The following is a 15,406-nucleotide window of genomic DNA, read 5'->3' as shown; positions in this document are numbered from 1 at the left end:
GACAGCATCGCCGCCGCCGGCCTGCCGCTGCCGCCAGTGATGGTGGCGGCGGAAGATGTCCAGCACGGCAAGCCGGCGCCCGACCCGTTCCTGCTGGGCGCGGCCAAGCTCGGCTACGCCCCGGCCAACTGCCTGGTGTTCGAAGACACGCTGGCCGGCCTGCAATCGGCCGCCGCTGCAGGCATGGACAGCATCGTCGTGACCGCCACCCACAGCCACCCGCTGGCCACCGACGTGCCGGCCGTGCTCGACTACGCCGACCTCGCCGTCCTTCAAAGCGAGGCCGGCCAGCTGCACCTGCAACTCCGGGGTCAGATCTGACATTCGGACACGAGCTCATGTACCAAAGGCAGAACTGACCCCGGATTGTCCGCCCTCCGGCGCCGGCCGCGCGCCTGTGCTTGCTGAGCGAACAACTCACTGCGGGAGGCGTTTCGATACCTCAAAATACGCGATTGCAATAACCCGATCGTATGGTTTGAGCTTGCCGCCACTGGTCTAGAATCGATGCACCATTCACCGGAGAGCATCCATGAACAACTATCTCAAACCGCGGCGCCATACCATCGCCGCCGCCCTCGCCTTTGCCTGCGCGTTCGGCGTGGCCGGCGCCAGCCAGGCGCAGAGCGCTGCCCCGGCACCGTTCAAGACCATCAAGCAGATTCATGCCGGCGCGCTCGATGTCGGCTACGTGGACGAAGGTCCGGCCAACGGCCCGGTGGTCATTTTGCTGCATGGCTGGCCGTACGACATCAACAGCTACGTCGACGTGGTGCCGCTGCTGACCAAGGCCGGCTATCGCGTGATCGTGCCGCACCTGCGCGGCTACGGCAGCACCCGCTTCCTCGACGCCAAGGCCGTCCGCAACGGCGAACCGGCCGCCCTGGCCACCGACATCATCGATCTGATGGATGCGCTGAAGATCGGCAAGGCCACGCTGGCCGGCTACGACTGGGGCGCGCGCACCGCCGACATCATCGCCGCGCTGTGGCCGCAGCGCGTCAACGGCCTGGTGTCGGTCAGCGGCTATCTGATCGGCAGCCAGGAAGCCGGCAAGCAGCCGCTGCCGCCGGCGGCCGAGCTGCAGTGGTGGTACCAGTTCTATTTCGCCACCGAGCGCGGCCGCCTGGGCTACGAGAAAAACCACCACGATTTCGCCAAACTGATCTGGAAGCTCGCCTCGCCGCAGTGGAAATTCGACGACGCCACCTACGAGCGCAGCGCGGTATCGCTGGACAACCCGGACCACGCGGCCGTCACCATCTCCAACTACCGCTGGCGTCTGGGCCTGGAACAGGGCGAGGCGAAGTACGCGGAGCTGGAAACCAGGCTGGCACAGGCGCCCAATATCAGCGTGCCGACCATCACCATGGAAGGCGACGCCAACGGCGCGCCGCACCCGGAACCGGCCGCCTATGCCAAGAAATTCACCGGCAAGTACAAGCACGTGCTGGTGCCGGGCGGCATCGGCCACAACCTGCCGCAGGAGGCGCCGCGCGCCTTCGCCGATGCGGTGATCGAGGTCGGCCGCCTCTGATCAACCGTCGTCGCGTGCCGCCAGCACACGGTCGATCAGGCCGTAGTCGGCGGCCTGACCGGCCGACATGTAATTGTCGCGGTCGGAGTCCTTTTCGATCCGCGCCAACGTCTGGCCGCTGCGTTCGGCCAGCAGCGTGTTCAGGCGCTGGCGCTGATACAGCATCTCGCGCGCCTGGATCTCGATATCGGCCGCCACACCCTGCGAGCCGCCATGCGGCTGGTGAATCATGATGCGGGCGTTGGGCAAGGCGTAGCGCTTGCCTTTCGCCCCGGCCGCCAACAGGAACGATCCCATGCTGGCGGCAAAGCCGGTGCATAGGGTGGACACGTCCGGCCGGATGAACTGCATGGTGTCGTACACCGCCATGCCCGCGTACACCGAGCCGCCTGGCGAGTTGATGTACAGCGAGATATCTTTCTCCGGGTTATCCGATTCCAGAAACAGCAGCTGGGCGACGATCAGGTTGGCCGACTGCTCGGTCACTTCGCCCACCAGGAAGATGATGCGCTCCTTGAGCAGGCGGGAATAGATGTCGAAGGCGCGCTCGCCTCGCCCGGTTTGTTCGATCACGGTCGGCACCAGGCCGGAATAGTGCATCATGATGGTCCTTTCGCGGTAAAGTGGATGCTGCCCGCTTGACGCTGCGGGCACGCGCCGTGTGACCGCCGAAAAAATATTTTGCCGGCGTGTCACATCCGGGCACCGCCCAGCGTCAAGTGCGTGTCATTACCGCATGAGGAGATCCACGATGCCTTCCACCAACGATATCGACGGCGCCCTGTTCGAACAGTTGCGTCCGCGTCTGAAAGCGATCAGCGCCCGCATCGTCGGCAGCGAGGCGGAGGCCGAGGACATCGTGCAGGATTGTTTTTTCAAATGGCACAGCGCCGAGCGGCATGTGTTGGCGACACCGGCCGCCTGGCTGACGACCGTGGTACAGCACCTGTCCATCGACCGCCTGCGCCAGCGCGCGCGCGACGTGCTGGCGGCCGAAGCCGCCAGCGAGCTGTCGCCCGCCGCATCACCATTGCTGCCGGAAGAAGTCCTGCTGCGGCGCGCGGCACTGGGCCAGGCGCTGGCCCGGCTGCTGGCCGGTATGTCGCCGTCCGAGCGACTGGCCCTGGTGCTGCATGAGGTGTACGAATGCAGTCACGCCGACATCGCGGCGCTACTGGACACCAAAGCGGTCAACGCCCGCCAGCACCTGGCGCGCGCGCGCCGGCGGCTGCAGGACCAACAAGGTGAAACGCCACCGGAGGCGAAACTCAACCATGAATTGGTGCACCGCTTCCAGCTCGCTATCAACGGCATGGATATGCCGGCGATGCTGACGCTGCTGACCGGCACGCAACCCACATCGGTCTGCGCCAACCTCCGCCCCCGCCCGCGCGCATGCGCCAATGACGCCTGCTACACGCTGGCGGCGTGAGGCGCGGCCTTGGAAACACTAATTCACGCGGTGCCGGCAGGTGTTGACCGACCAATCCACCGTGGTCTGATCAATCGCCGCATGAACCGGCGAGTGGGCCAGCTCGGTCATGATGGCGCTGGCCGCGCGCTTGCCATCCTGAGCCGACTTCCACAGCAGCATATCGGTCACCAGACCGTCCGCAGCCTGGCAGATGCGGCGCAGGATAAAACCGGGCTGCTGCCGCAGCCAGGCATCGACGTCGGCATTGGCGGCGATGAAATCGTCCATCGTCACGCCTGCCGCCAAGTGGAAGCTGGTAATTTCCATCGCTTCGGTTGCCACGCCCACCTCCCTCAAATCTGATAGCCGCCGGCCGTTTCAATGGTTTGCGCGTTGATCCAGCCCCCATCCTCGGTCAGCAGGGTGGCAATGACGCGCGCCACATCGTCCGGCTCGCCGACCCGACCGAGCGCCGTGTGCGCCGCCAGCTGCGCTTCAAATTCCTGATTCAGGCCGCCGCCCAGCTCGGTGCGAATGGCGCCAGGCGAGACGGCGTTGACGCGAATGCGCCGCTCGCCGAATTCCTTGGCCATGTAGCGCGTCAGCACTTCCAGCCCTCCCTTGAACGCGGCGTACGGCGCCACGCCGGCGAAAGCAACACGCGTGGTCGCGCTGGTCAGGTTGACGATGCTGGCCCCTTGCTTCAGCAACGGCAACAGGGCCTGGGTCAGGAAGAATGGCCCTTTCAAGTGCACGTTCATCAGTCCATCGAACTGCTGTTCCGTCACATCCTGGATCGGGCGGTACAAGCCATAGCCGGCATTGTTGACCAGGCCGCCGAGCTGCTTGGTGTCCCAGAGCGTACTCAGGGTCTGCTCCACCGCCAGCCGGAAATCGGCAAACCCAGCCATGCTGCCGACGTCAAGTTTCAGCGCGGCCGCCTTGCCGCCGCCGTCGGTGATCCGGCGGACCACCTCGGCGGCGCCGGCCTGATGGCTGTTGTAGGTAAGAATGACGCCCAGGCCGCGGCGTGCGCACTCCAGTGCGGTGGCGGCGCCGATGCCGCGGCTGCCTCCGGTGATGATAACGATCTGCATGTTCAGCTCCAATCGGTAGGTCAGTAAGAGCCTCCACTGTAGACAAACGCTTCCGGTCGGGCATGTCGGATGATGGCGCAATCCTGCCTATTTCTGCTTTTGAATTGCTAACGGAGCGAAATCGCAGTTTAATAAAGAGATGGAAAATCAGTTGAACGAACTGCGCGCCCTGGCGGCGCGCGCCGAAAACCGGCGTACGGAAACGGGCATTCCACGCGTCGCCATGGTCCAGGGAAAAATTCCTCAGCATCAGCTGGCGGCGGTGTATGACCCCATGATCAACCTGATTCTGCAGGGTGGCAAGTCGATGACGGTGGGCGGGCAAACACTGTACTACGATCCCGCCAGCTATTTCGTGATGTCGGTCGACTTGCCGGCGGTGGGCGAGGTGTTGCCGGCAGCGAATGGCGAGCCTTATCTCGCCGTCAGCCTGACGCTGGACGCCGCCATCATTGCCAATCTGCTGGCCGACTTGCCCAATTCTGCCGCCCACCTGAGCCAGCGGACGGCCTTCTCGGTCGCCGCGGTAACGCCGGAGCTGCTGGACGCCTGGGTACGCCTGATGCGTTTGATGACGCATTCGGCCGATATCCCGGCGCTGGCGCCCGTTTACGAGCGCGAAATCCTGTACCGCGTGCTGCAGGGACCGATGGGATGGATGCTGCGCGATATTGCTGTGCCGGACTCGGCGCTGGCGCGCGTCAACCTCGCCATCCAGCAAATCCGGCGCAACTACGCCGAGCCGCTGCGCGTGGACGATCTGGCGGATTGTGCGGCCATGAGCGTCTCGGCGTTTCACCGTCATTTCAAAGCGGTCACGGCCTTGAGTCCGCTGCAGTATCAAAAGCAGATCCGCCTGCTACAGGCGCGCACGCTGTTGGTGGCGGCCGGCTATAGCGTGACGGCTGCCGCGCTGGAAGTCGGTTACCAGAGTCCGACCCAATTCAGCCGCGAATACGCGCGTGAATTCGGCCAGGCGCCGGGACGCGACGCCAACCGGATCGCCGGCACGCTGCGGTATTGACGGCCAAGTCGATCAGCTCAGTAGAAGCGGATGCCGGGCCGCAGCAACAGCTGGAAAATCAGCAGCAATGCCAGCACCGCGATCAGCGGCGGGACAACGGCCACCGCACCGGCGCGATCGCCGGCGGCACGGTGTCCGACGCGCCAGGCGCCTGCCTGCATCCAGAGCAGTCCGATCATGGTCACCAGCACGGGTACCAGCAACACTTCGATCCACTCGCGCGGAATGCGGAACAAGACGATCAGCGGCAGCGCCAGCAACGCCGGCAGTGTCGCGCTGCGGAACACGAAATGCTGGCGCTCCCGCGCATCGGCGATGTGCTTGCCCTCCGGCGCGTGCCCTGGCAGCAAATTAGCCAGCGTCGCGGCTGTCAGCGGAATTGCCGCCAGCGCCACCAGCGCGGCTGCCGTCTTGCCGGCCGTGCCCATGCCGAAGTACGCCATCGCCATGCCGACATCGTTTTGCGCGACCAGCGCGCCGATGACCACCTGCGGCAGCGCCATGAAGATACCGCTGTATGCCATCCAGAACCAGAACAGGCGGATCGTAACGGACCTGCCGACGCCACGCCACAGCAGCACGGCACAGAGGATGCCGCTGCTCAGCGTGGCCAATGCACCGGTTCCTTGAAACAGGCCTGTCAGCGGACTCTGGCCTTGCCAGGTGTGGTTATTATGAAACAAGGTGGGCCGCAGGCCAGGCGTCAGCGCTTTGGGCAGGACCAGGAACAGCTCCTGGAGGAAGAATGTCAGATCGAAGGCCAATGCGTACAATAGTGCCGAGGCCACGATCAATCTCCAGTTCCAAGCGCTGGTGCGGCTGCCGTCAGGCGCGCGGCGTAGTCGGCACCATCCCGCCAGACCGAGCGACGCCGGCGCGATGAAAACCACCAACAGCACGGCAATGCCGATCACATGCGCGTCACTCATCAGGGTTACAGAAACGCCCGCACTTCCACCGGCGCCCGGCAGGCGATGGCGGCCTTGCGCCCCCACTCCCGCGCCTCGTCCATGCTGGCGGCTTCCAGCACCCACAGCCCACCGACGTGCTCGCCCGTTTTCTGATACAGGCCTTGGCTCGTGGCCACCTCGCCATCAGCTCCCGGGCGCAACGAGACCGCCTGGTCGGCCGGCGACAGGCCGCCAACGAATACTCTGACACCGGCGGCGATCATTTCGCGGTTGAGCGCGCTTATGTCCGCGCGAACGTCCGCCCTTTCTGAAGCTGGGTCGAAGTCGTCGCGGTGGTGGATGGCAACCAAATATTGGGACATGACTTTTTCTCCTCAAAACTTCACGACGAACGACCCGCGTAGATGTCGACAATGCGACAGGGTATTTATTCGAACAGCTGCTTCAGTGATTGCGCCTCTGGCAGCCTATCACTCCATGCCTCCAGTTGTTCGAGACTGGCTTCCGCCAGCTTGCGCCGGGTACGCTTGGGCAATGCGCCGAAACGTCGTGTGAGCTGCCGTTCAAGCACTGCCAGCGCACCTTCCTTACGCCCCTGTAGCAGGCCCAGTTCCAGCCCTTGCTCCAGGCCTTGTTCCAGGCCTTGTTCCAGGCCTTGTTCCAGGCCTTGTTCCAGCCCTTGTTCCCTGCCCTGCTTTGTGCCTCGCTCCAGGCCCTGCTTCAGGCCACGTTCAAGACCCTGCTGCAAGCCTTGTTGCAGCCCTTTTTTAAGACCTTGCTGCCATCCCTTGTCGATGAATGACTGTTCCAACGGGGTGATCCATGCCATTTTTCGCTCCTTTTCCAGCTTCAGAAGAGCCTGCCAGTAGCGCTGCTGGTACGGCTCGGGTAGCGCCATCATCCAGTTTATGACTTTGAACAGCGTAATTATGCGCTGCTTGCGCCACCCGTGTTGATACAAAAGTTTGGTCAATCGCCATTTGGTCGCGTACAACCGGTCCGGATCATGCCGGGCCTGCTGCGTTTGCAAGTGGGCCAAGGTGATCCAGGCGAAAGGGTTGTGCGAGGTCATTAATTCGTCGGTCTTCGTCGCGTAGTCCATCAGCTTGGCGATACTGAAGGAAATCCCCATTACCGTACCCGGCACTTCATTGTGGAAGGCACACGGACGCCAGTGAAAGTCCTCATCGGCCAGCAATACCAAGCTGGCAACCGGCCGCTCATATTGCGAAAAGATGCGATAGTTGTAGTCAAACACACGCCGCGCCAGCGTGGCATCACGTTGCGCCTGCACTTCGACGTGGATCAGCAACCAGTGTACGCGACCGTCGCGCAGCGCCACCTCCACCAGTTTATCGGCCACCATGCCATCGGGCTGGCTTCCGAGGCAGATCCCCTCCAGCTCCTTGTCGCGGAAACGCGGCCGTTGCGACCAGTCGATCTGCGCGCAGAGTGCAGGAAAAAAGAATGCCATGAAGGCGTGGAAAGCATGCGTCAACGCGGCCTTCCAAGGTAAATCATATCGGGCGGGGGGAGTGGCGTTCGGCATCTGCCCAGTCTACGGCCGTGCTCCACCGGGATGCATTGACGCGGTACAAAAGCGCTGCGCGAGGCACAAAAGAAAAACCCGTAAGGCCTTGCGACGTTACGGGTTCATTCAGAAGCTCAACCGATCAGGCCAGCTTGCCGTGGCACGCCTTGTATTTCTTGCCGCTGCCGCACGGGCATGGATCGTTGCGGCCGACTTTCAGGCCCAGCTCCATCAACTGCTCACCGCTGAGGCCCTGCAACTCCTTCGGCAGGCCGCTGAACTGCGGTGGCGCCAGCAGTTCTTCCGGCGCCGCGTTCGGGTTGAAGTCGGCGTGCTGGTAGCTGACGTTTTCCACGTGCGACTGCTGCATCGCCGCTTCGGCCGCGTCGATCTCTTCACGCGACTGGATGCGTACGGTCATGATCAATTTCACCACTTCATTCTTGATCATGTCCAGCATCTGGCCAAACAGCTCGAAGGCTTCACGCTTGTATTCCTGCTTCGGATTCTTCTGCGCATAGCCGCGCAGGTGGATGCCCTGACGCAGGTGGTCCAGCGCCGCCAAGTGCTCGCGCCAGTGCGAGTCCACCGACTGCAGCATCACGTTGCGTTCGAAGCCGCCGAAGGCTTCCTTGCCGACGATATCCACCTTCGACTGATACAACGCATCGGCCGCGGCCAGCACGCGCTCGACGATTTCCTCGTCGGTCAGATTGGATTCCTTCTCCAGCATGGAGCGCAGCGGCACATCGATCTGCCACTCGGCCGCCAGCGCGGCTTCCAGGCCAGGGATGTTCCACTGTTCTTCCACCGATTCTTCCGGCACGTATTCGCGCACCAGATCGGTAAACGCACCGTGGCGCAGCGACTGGATCAGTTCCGAAATATCGGCCGCTTCCAGCAGCTCGTTACGCTGCTGGTAAATCACCTTGCGCTGGTCGTTGGCGACGTCATCGTATTCCAGCAGCTGCTTACGGATATCGAAGTTGCGCGCCTCGACCTTGCGCTGCGCGGTCTCGATCGAACGCGAAACGATGCCCGCCTCGATCGGCTCGCCTTCCGGCATCTTCAGACGGTCCATCACCGCGCGCACGCGGTCGCCGGCGAAGATGCGCAGCAGCGGATCGTCCAGCGACAGGAAGAAGCGCGACATGCCCGGGTCGCCCTGGCGCGCGGCGCGGCCACGCAGCTGGTTGTCGACGCGGCGCGACTCGTGGCGCTCGGTACCGACGATGTGCAGGCCGCCGGCCGCCACCACCTGCTCGTGCAGCGCTTGCCAGCCGTCGCGCAGCGCCTTGGCCTGCTTGGCCTTCTCTTCGTCGCTCAGTTCCGGATTGGCTTCGATGAACTGGATCTGCTTCTCGACGTTACCGCCCAACACGATGTCGGTACCACGGCCGGCCATGTTGGTGGCGATGGTGATCGCCTTCGGCGAACCCGCCTGGGCGATGATTTCCGCTTCGCGCGCGTGCTGTTTCGCGTTCAGCACGTTGTGCGGCAGGCCGGCCTTGGTGAGGATGCCGGACAACAGTTCCGAGTTCTCAATCGAAGTGGTGCCCACCAGCACCGGCTGGCCGCGTTCGTAGCACTCGCGGATTTCCAGCATCATGGCCTTGTACTTCTCGCCGGCGGTCTTGTAGACCTGGTCGTGGCGGTCCTTGCGCTGCGACGGACGGTTCGGCGGAATCACCACCGTTTCCAGGCCGTAGATCTCCTGGAATTCGTACGCTTCGGTATCGGCGGTACCGGTCATGCCGGCCAGCTTGGCGTACATGCGGAAGTAGTTCTGGAAGGTGATCGAGGCCAGGGTCTGGTTCTCGTTCTGGATCTTCACGCCCTCTTTCGCCTCGACCGCCTGGTGCAGGCCGTCGGACCAGCGGCGGCCGGTCATCAGACGGCCGGTGAATTCATCGACAATCACCACTTCATTATTCTGCACCACATAGTGCTGATCCTTGAAGTACAGCGCATGCGCGCGCAGCGCCGCGTACAGGTGGTGCACCAGCGTGATGTTGGCCGAGTCGTACAGCGAGGCGCCTTCCGGCAGCAGGCCCATCTGGGTCAGGATACGTTCGGCCTTTTCGTGGCCGGCTTCGGTCAGCAGCACCTGGTGGGCTTTTTCATCCTTGGTGTAGTCGCCGGGGACTTCCACCTTGCCCTTGCCGTCCGGGGTCTCCTCGCCGATCTGCAGGGTCAGCAGCGGCGGCACGGTGTTGATCTTGTAGTACAGGTCGGTGTGATTCTCGGCCTGGCCGGAGATGATCAACGGCGTACGCGCCTCGTCGATCAGGATCGAGTCGACTTCGTCGACGATGCCGAAATTCAGCGCGCGCTGGACGCGGTCCTTGACCTCGAACACCATGTTGTCGCGCAGGTAGTCGAAGCCGAATTCATTGTTGGTGCCGTAGGTGATGTCCGAGGCATACGCCGCTTGCTTCTGGTCGTGCGGCATCTGCGACAGGTTGACGCCGGTGGTCAAGCCGAGCCAGCTGTACAGCTTGGCCATGGTGTCGGCGTCGCGCTGGGCCAGGTAATCGTTGACGGTCACGATGTGCACGCCCTTGCCCGACAGCGCATTCAGGTAGGCCGGCAGGGTCGCGGTCAGGGTCTTGCCTTCACCGGTGCCCATTTCGGCGATTTTGCCATAGTGCAGAACCATCCCGCCGATCATCTGCACGTCGAAGTGGCGCATCTTCATCACGCGCTTGGACGCTTCGCGGCAGACCGCAAAGGCTTCCGGCAGGATCTGGTCCAGCGTCTCGCCGGCGGCGATGCGTTCCTTGAAGGCGGGCGTTTTCGCTTGCAGCTCGGCATCCGACAGTTTTTCCATGGCCGGTTCGAGCGCATTGATCTCGCGTACCGTTTTTTGGTATTGCTTGAGCAGGCGCTGGTTGCGGCTGCCGAAAATCTTGGTCAGAAAAGACATGCTTGAATTCTTGAAAAAACGCCGTTAAAAAAAGCTCTGCGCCGTACCGCACGGAGTCCGACTATGGCAAAAGACGGTGATTTTATCACGCGCCCGGGCCTAGATTGGGTTATTGCCATATATAACAATACCCCAAGCGTGAACAATGTCACAAAATCAACCAATTTTAACCGGTGGTGACGAGTTTGGGGCGCTGTGTTATGTTTCGCCGATGCGATTCAACTCCTCCAACCTCTCGCTCAAGCGGCGCGCGCCGGTGGAAGCCACCGATTTCCTGCGCCGCAACGACCGCATGGCCGCCCTGCTGCCGGCCATCGAGCGCATGGCGCGCCTGCAGAAAGACTGCGCCGAATGCCTGCCGGCCATGTTCAAGCACTGCGAAATCCTGGCGTTCGAGGAGGGTCAGTTGCTGCTGTCGCTGCCTACCACGGCACTGGCGGCCAAGCTCAAGCAACAATTGCCGAAGTTGCAAGACACGCTGGCGCGGCGCGGCTGGCAGGTGGCCGGCGTGCGCATCAAGGTGCAGATGATGAAGGCCGCCGAGATCAAGGAACAGATGCGGGCGCTGGAATTGCCGCCCGCCGCGGTGGACGCCTTCGACCAGCTGGGCGACACGCTGGAAGCCACGCCGCAGAACAGCGCACTGATCAGCGCCGTCAAGGCCATGGTGGCGCGCCGCCGCGCCGGGCTCGGCTAACTCAGGTGAGTGCCCACTCATGCGCCATCTGGCGCACATAGGACGGCGGCGCGCTGGCCATGTCCTCGAAGGTGACGATTTCGTAGGCGTCCGGATGCTTGAGCAGCTCCAGCAGCAGCTGGTTGTTCAGCGCGTGACCGGACTTGTGCGCCTCGTAACCGGCGATCAGCGGATGGCCGACCAGATACAGGTCGCCGATGGCGTCGAGGATCTTGTGGCGCACGAACTCGTCGTCGTAGCGCAGGCCATCCGAATTCAGGATGCGATACTCGTCCATCACGATGGCGTTTTCCAGTGAACCGCCGCGCGCCAGGCCTATGCCGCGCAGCATTTCCACGTCCTGCATGAAACCGAAGGTACGCGCGCGCGCCACGTCGTGCACGTAAGAGACGTCGCCGAAATCGACCTGGGCGCGCTGCTTGGTGCCGTCCACGGCCGGATGGTTGAACTCGATGAAAAAATCCAGCTTGAAACCGTCGTGCGGCACCAGCCGCGCCCACTTTTCCCTGTCGCCCGTGCCTTCGCGGATTTCGACCGGCTTCAGCACGCGGATGAACTTCTTCGGCGCCGGCTGCTCCAGCAGGCCGGCCTGTTGCAATAAGAATACGAAGGATGACGCCGAGCCATCCATGATCGGGATTTCCTCGGCGCTGACCTCGATATACAGATTGTCGATGCCGAGGCCGGCGCAGGCCGACATCAGGTGTTCGACGGTGGATACGCGCGCGCCCTCTTTCACCAGCACCGAAGCCATGCGGGTATCGCCCACCGCCATCGCGCTGGACGGGAATTCCACCACCGGGTTCAGATCGACGCGGCGGAACACGATGCCGGTATCGGGCGCGGCCGGCCGCAGCGTCAGTTCCACCTTGGTGCCGGAGTGCAGTCCGACACCGGTAGTGCGGACCAGTTCTTTGATAGTACGTTGTTTTAGCATCCGACGATTATAGCGAAGTGTGATCAAGGGTGCTCAGCTTCGGCATGGACCGCCTCGCGCCGCACCAGATAGATACCGCTGGCGATGATGATACCGGCGCCGAGCAGGGTGTAACCGTCGGGCAGGGTCTGCCATAAGAGCCAGTCGATCGCCACGCCCCAGGCCAGCGCCGAATACTCGAACGGCGCCACCACCGACGCCTTGCCGATGCTGAACGCGCGGGTGATGGCCAGCTGGCCGAAGAAGCCGCTCAGCGCCAGCGCCAGCAGCACCCAGCCGTCCTCGGCGCGCAGCGGCACCCAGTGCCGGTATGACACCGCCAGGCTGCCGAACGCCATCATGATCAGATACCAGAACATCATCGACTCGTTGCTGTCGGTCCGCGCCAGCACGCGGCTGTTGATCGCGCTGCCCGCATAGCAGGCCGCCGCGCCCAGCACGGCCAGGCCGCCGACCGACAGAAAATTCAGCCCCTCGGGCCGCAACACCACGATCACCCCGACCAGGCCGACCGCGATCGCCACCCACTGCCCGGTACTGACATGCTCCTTCAAAATAAACACCGACAAGGCCGTGATCAGTGCCGGCGCGATAAAGAAGATCGAATAGGCTTCGGCCAGCGACAGCATGCTGAGACCGAAAGCGAACAAGGTCAGCATGCCGGTGCCCAGCACGGCGCGCAGCACGTGCATGGGCCAGCGCACGCGGAGGATGCCCTTGAACGCGCCGCGATACAGCATGTACACGCACAGCAGCGGCAGCGAGCTGAAGGCGCGCAGCGTGGTCACCTGGGTGGCGGGATAATGGGCGGAGAGCAGCTTCATGGTGGTGTCCATGAAGGAAAACATGCCCACGGCAATCAGCATCGCATAGATGCTGTGCAAATTTTCTTTGCGGCTAACGGAAGACAGAACCAGCTCCTTGAACGGCTTTTTTTTCATTATAGCAAGTGGAAATCCGGGGTCAGATCTGCCAATCGCACACGGCCGCAACCGTAGGCGACGCCTACGGTTGCGGCCGTGTGCGATTGGCAGATCTGACCCCGGAATGTTACGCCGGAAGCAGCATGACCAGCTTGAGATCGTGCCGCTTGGCCAGATGCAGGGTGACCTGGTTGAAGCTGAGTTCACCGGCGCGCGGATGCTGGAAGCGGCGCAAGCCGCCTTCGCGGCTGGTCACATCCTGCCTAGTCCACAGGCGGGCAAACTCGGCGCTTTCAGCGGACAGCGCCGCGATCAAGGCGGCCAGCGCGGGATCGCTGGCATGCCTGCCGATGTCGGCGCGAAACTCCGCCACCAGCCGATGCGCGCGGTCATCCCAGTCGACGATCAGGCCGCGCGCGGCGGGATGGCGGAACATGAAGCGCAGCAGGTTGGGACGGTCCGACGCCGCCGCTTCCACCTCCAGCCAGCCACCGAACAGCGCCGCCGCGTGCACGTTCCAGGCAAGCGCATCCCACTGACGATCCAGCAGGTAAGCCGGGCCGTCGATGGCGTCGACCATTTCCTGCAGCGGCGCCGCCGCCGCTGCGCTGTCATCGCCATGCCGCGGGTCCAGCCGCTCTGCCAGGCTGAACAGGTAGGTGCGCTCGGCCGCGCTCAGGTGCAGCACTTCCGCCAGCCGCGCCAGCAGCTTGCCGGACGGCGCCACGTCCCGGCCCTGCTCCAGCCAGGTCAGCCAGGTCGGACTGACGTCGCACAGTTGCGCCAGCTCTTCGCGTCGCAGGCCGGGCGTGCGGCGGCGACCACCCGTCGGCAAGCCGACGCTGGCCGGTGGGGTGCGCTCGCGGTGGGCGCGGATGAACTCGCCGAGTTTGTTTTGCATGGTAGTGCCTTATACCAGGATAAATCCTTGTCTTGTTACAGGATAACAAGCCTCCTACTCTGCACTGACTTCATTGACTCGGGGAGAAAACATCATGCAGCAGCAAGCCATCGTCGCCCGCCAGTTCGGCACCACCGCCAGCGCTTATCTGACCAGCGCCGTGCACGCGCAGGGCGCGGACCTGACGCGGTTGCGCGCGATCGCCGCCACGCTGGCGCCAGGCAGAGGCCCGCTGGTGCTGGACCTCGGCTGCGGCGCCGGCCACGCCAGCTTTGCCGTCGCGCCGGTGGCGCAATCGGTGACGGCCTTCGACCTGTCATCTGAAATGCTGGCGGTGGTATCCGGCGCCGCGCGCGAACGCGGTCACGACAACATCGTCACGCAGCAGGGCAACGCCGCCAGCCTGCCATTTGCCGACGCCACCTTCTGCATGGCGATGACACGCTTCTCGGCGCACCACTGGCTGGACGTGCCTGCCGCCCTGCGCGAAGTAAAGCGGGTACTGAAACCGGGCGGCATCTTCATCGTCATCGACATCACCGCGCCGGAAGCGCCACTGCACGACACCACGCTGCAGGCAGTGGAGTTGCTGCGCGACGGCTCGCACGTGCGCGATTACCGGCCCTCCGAATGGCTGCGCATGCTGGACGATGCCGGTTTCGGCGCGGTGCGTCTGGACAACTGGAAACTGCAGATGCAATTCGACGACTGGACCATGCGCATGCGCACGCCGCCGGAGCGCGTCACCGCCATCCGCAGCCTGTTGCGGCACGCGCCGGCCGAAAGTCGCGCCTATTTCGATGTCCAGCCTGACGACTCGTTCACCATAGACTCGACCATGTTCAAGGCGCAGTCAGCGCCGGCGCCAGTCTGAAAACTTTTCCACAAACTCGACATGCCCGGTCCGCTGCCGTGAACGGGCCAGCGTTTTCCCGCAGCACGGCGTGCAAGTCACCGGTCAACAACGCCACAATCATCAATGCAAACATCGATATATACTTGTCAAAGTTATCCGACAGGAGAGCCACCATGCCGCGCGATGTGCCATCGGAGGGCCGCAGCTGGCTGCTGCAACGCCGCACCACGCTGAGTCACCGGCAGCTGCAGAAGCTGTTCGTGATCCTGTGCGCGCCTTCGCTGCTGGTGGCGCTCAGCTTTTTGTACCTGGGCTACTGGTACATCCTGGCGTATTCGCTGCTGGAACTGACGGTGCTGGGCCTGTGCATGCGCCACCACGCCCGCCACGCCGGCGACTACGACCGCATCGACATCACGCCATTCCTGATCATGATCGAGCAGCGCCGCGCCGAGGTATTGCGACGCGTCAAGCTGAACCCGCGCACCACGCGGCTGCTGCCGCTACCGCACGACCGCGCGCCGGTCCGCCTGCAGGACCAGCACGGCCAGGCCGTGCTCGCCGAATTTCTCAATGCGGCCCAGCGCCGCGAGCTGGCGCGCGACCTTGCCAGCTGCCTGCATCCACGCCAACCATAACCACAGGAGACACA

General features: G+C 63.5%; 17 protein-coding genes. 7 read left to right on the top strand and 10 right to left on the bottom strand.

All coding sequences use genetic code 11. The features are described 5' to 3' along the window. Together E4L98_RS06325 and E4L98_RS06320 are read left to right on the top strand one after the other, a co-directional pair. On the top strand, positions 1–321 hold a 321-nt coding region (locus E4L98_RS06325), incomplete at its 5' end, for an HAD family hydrolase (RefSeq protein WP_167761288.1). Between the two features lie 211 nt (positions 322–532). After that, a complete protein-coding gene (locus tag E4L98_RS06320; RefSeq protein WP_135200720.1) occupies positions 533–1,537 on the top strand; it encodes an alpha/beta fold hydrolase in 1,005 nt (334 codons plus the stop codon). Here E4L98_RS06320 and clpP read toward each other — a convergent pair whose 3' ends face one another. Further along, positions 1,538–2,140 (bottom strand): ATP-dependent Clp endopeptidase proteolytic subunit ClpP, encoded by a 603-nt coding sequence (clpP, locus tag E4L98_RS06315; RefSeq protein ID WP_135200719.1) that lies wholly within the window; start codon positions 2,138–2,140, stop codon positions 1,538–1,540. A 148-nt stretch (positions 2,141–2,288) separates the two neighbouring features. Here clpP and E4L98_RS06310 point away from each other — a divergent pair, with 148 nt between their 5' ends. After that, positions 2,289–2,969 (top strand): sigma-70 family RNA polymerase sigma factor, encoded by a 681-nt coding sequence (locus E4L98_RS06310; protein WP_167761287.1) that lies wholly within the window; start codon positions 2,289–2,291, stop codon positions 2,967–2,969. Positions 2,970–2,987: 18 nt separating this feature from the next. Here E4L98_RS06310 and E4L98_RS06305 read toward each other — a convergent pair whose 3' ends face one another. Together E4L98_RS06305 and E4L98_RS06300 are read right to left on the bottom strand one after the other, a co-directional pair. After that, positions 2,988–3,293: a hypothetical protein gene (locus E4L98_RS06305; RefSeq protein ID WP_135200717.1), complete on the bottom strand. Its 306-nt coding sequence runs from the start codon at positions 3,291–3,293 to the stop codon at positions 2,988–2,990. An 11-nt stretch (positions 3,294–3,304) separates the two neighbouring features. Continuing rightward, on the bottom strand, positions 3,305–4,048 hold the full coding sequence (locus E4L98_RS06300) for an SDR family NAD(P)-dependent oxidoreductase (protein WP_135200716.1): 744 nt from the start codon (positions 4,046–4,048) through the stop codon (positions 3,305–3,307). 151 nt (positions 4,049–4,199) lie between these two features. Between E4L98_RS06300 and E4L98_RS06295 the strand changes: the two genes are divergently transcribed. Then, entirely contained in the window at positions 4,200–5,072 is an 873-nt protein-coding gene (locus E4L98_RS06295; RefSeq protein WP_229257278.1) for an AraC family transcriptional regulator, read from the top strand. 17 nt (positions 5,073–5,089) lie between these two features. Here E4L98_RS06295 and E4L98_RS06290 read toward each other — a convergent pair whose 3' ends face one another. From E4L98_RS06290 to secA, 4 genes are all read right to left on the bottom strand, one after another. Continuing rightward, complete coding sequence (locus E4L98_RS06290) at positions 5,090–6,001, bottom strand: hypothetical protein (RefSeq protein WP_135200714.1); 912 nt, start codon at positions 5,999–6,001, stop codon at positions 5,090–5,092. A 5-nt stretch (positions 6,002–6,006) separates the two neighbouring features. Next, positions 6,007–6,345, bottom strand: a complete 339-nt coding sequence (locus E4L98_RS06285) for a YciI family protein (RefSeq protein ID WP_135200713.1) — start codon at positions 6,343–6,345, stop codon at positions 6,007–6,009. A 65-nt stretch (positions 6,346–6,410) separates the two neighbouring features. Next, positions 6,411–7,532 carry a DUF4351 domain-containing protein gene (locus E4L98_RS06280; protein WP_135200712.1) on the bottom strand — a complete coding sequence of 374 codons (1,122 nt, stop codon included), beginning with the start codon at positions 7,530–7,532 and terminating at the stop codon, positions 6,411–6,413. A gap of 124 nt (positions 7,533–7,656) precedes the next feature. Then, positions 7,657–10,440 (bottom strand): preprotein translocase subunit SecA, encoded by a 2,784-nt coding sequence (secA, locus tag E4L98_RS06275; protein ID WP_135200711.1) that lies wholly within the window; start codon positions 10,438–10,440, stop codon positions 7,657–7,659. 211 nt (positions 10,441–10,651) lie between these two features. On the opposite strand from secA, the gene E4L98_RS06270 reads away from it, so the two are divergent. After that, positions 10,652–11,137 carry a DciA family protein gene (locus E4L98_RS06270; protein ID WP_135200710.1) on the top strand — a complete coding sequence of 162 codons (486 nt, stop codon included), beginning with the start codon at positions 10,652–10,654 and terminating at the stop codon, positions 11,135–11,137. 1 nt (position 11,138) lies between these two features. Here E4L98_RS06270 and lpxC read toward each other — a convergent pair whose 3' ends face one another. From lpxC to E4L98_RS06255, 3 genes are all read right to left on the bottom strand, one after another. Beyond that, positions 11,139–12,074, bottom strand: coding sequence for a UDP-3-O-acyl-N-acetylglucosamine deacetylase (gene lpxC, locus E4L98_RS06265; RefSeq protein ID WP_135200709.1), 936 nt, complete (start codon positions 12,072–12,074; stop codon positions 11,139–11,141). A gap of 23 nt (positions 12,075–12,097) precedes the next feature. Further along, a complete protein-coding gene (locus tag E4L98_RS06260) occupies positions 12,098–12,940 on the bottom strand; it encodes a DMT family transporter (protein ID WP_135200708.1) in 843 nt (280 codons plus the stop codon). 184 nt (positions 12,941–13,124) lie between these two features. Continuing rightward, a complete protein-coding gene (locus E4L98_RS06255) occupies positions 13,125–13,898 on the bottom strand; it encodes a helix-turn-helix transcriptional regulator (protein ID WP_135200707.1) in 774 nt (257 codons plus the stop codon). 94 nt (positions 13,899–13,992) lie between these two features. On the opposite strand from E4L98_RS06255, the gene E4L98_RS06250 reads away from it, so the two are divergent. Continuing rightward, positions 13,993–14,772 (top strand): class I SAM-dependent methyltransferase, encoded by a 780-nt coding sequence (locus E4L98_RS06250; protein WP_135200706.1) that lies wholly within the window; start codon positions 13,993–13,995, stop codon positions 14,770–14,772. A gap of 155 nt (positions 14,773–14,927) precedes the next feature. After that, positions 14,928–15,392, top strand: a complete 465-nt coding sequence (locus tag E4L98_RS06245) for a DUF2244 domain-containing protein (protein ID WP_135200705.1) — start codon at positions 14,928–14,930, stop codon at positions 15,390–15,392. Positions 15,393–15,406 lie beyond the last annotated feature (14 nt).

It is taken from the genome of Duganella callida, assembly GCF_004614165.1.
GTDB classification, from domain to species: Bacteria; Pseudomonadota; Gammaproteobacteria; order Burkholderiales; family Burkholderiaceae_D; genus Rugamonas; species Rugamonas callida.
The sequence above is the reverse complement of the archived record's forward strand: the minus strand, read 5'-3'. Positions and strand labels throughout refer to the sequence as shown.

Bases quoted from the DNA above. Each gene is read 5' to 3' on its own strand.
- E4L98_RS06270 (WP_135200710.1), top strand. From the start codon at position 10,652: ATGCGATTCAACTCCTCCAACCTCTCGCTCAAGCGGCGCGCGCCGGTG.
- E4L98_RS06260 (WP_135200708.1), bottom strand. From the start codon at position 12,940: ATGCTGATTGCCGTGGGCATGTTTTCCTTCATGGACACCACCATGAAG.
- secA (WP_135200711.1), bottom strand. From the start codon at position 10,440: ATGTCTTTTCTGACCAAGATTTTCGGCAGCCGCAACCAGCGCCTGCTC.
- E4L98_RS06250 (WP_135200706.1), top strand. From the start codon at position 13,993: ATGCAGCAGCAAGCCATCGTCGCCCGCCAGTTCGGCACCACCGCCAGC.
- E4L98_RS06300 (WP_135200716.1), bottom strand. From the start codon at position 4,048: ATGCAGATCGTTATCATCACCGGAGGCAGCCGCGGCATCGGCGCCGCC.
- lpxC (WP_135200709.1), bottom strand. From the start codon at position 12,074: ATGCTAAAACAACGTACTATCAAAGAACTGGTCCGCACTACCGGTGTC.
- clpP (WP_135200719.1), bottom strand. From the start codon at position 2,140: ATGATGCACTATTCCGGCCTGGTGCCGACCGTGATCGAACAAACCGGG.
- E4L98_RS06285 (WP_135200713.1), bottom strand. From the start codon at position 6,345: ATGTCCCAATATTTGGTTGCCATCCACCACCGCGACGACTTCGACCCA.
- E4L98_RS06280 (WP_135200712.1), bottom strand. From the start codon at position 7,532: ATGCCGAACGCCACTCCCCCCGCCCGATATGATTTACCTTGGAAGGCC.
- E4L98_RS06290 (WP_135200714.1), bottom strand. From the start codon at position 6,001: ATGAGTGACGCGCATGTGATCGGCATTGCCGTGCTGTTGGTGGTTTTC.
- E4L98_RS06310 (WP_167761287.1), top strand. From the start codon at position 2,289: ATGCCTTCCACCAACGATATCGACGGCGCCCTGTTCGAACAGTTGCGT.
- E4L98_RS06255 (WP_135200707.1), bottom strand. From the start codon at position 13,898: ATGCAAAACAAACTCGGCGAGTTCATCCGCGCCCACCGCGAGCGCACC.
- E4L98_RS06245 (WP_135200705.1), top strand. From the start codon at position 14,928: ATGCCGCGCGATGTGCCATCGGAGGGCCGCAGCTGGCTGCTGCAACGC.
- E4L98_RS06320 (WP_135200720.1), top strand. From the start codon at position 533: ATGAACAACTATCTCAAACCGCGGCGCCATACCATCGCCGCCGCCCTC.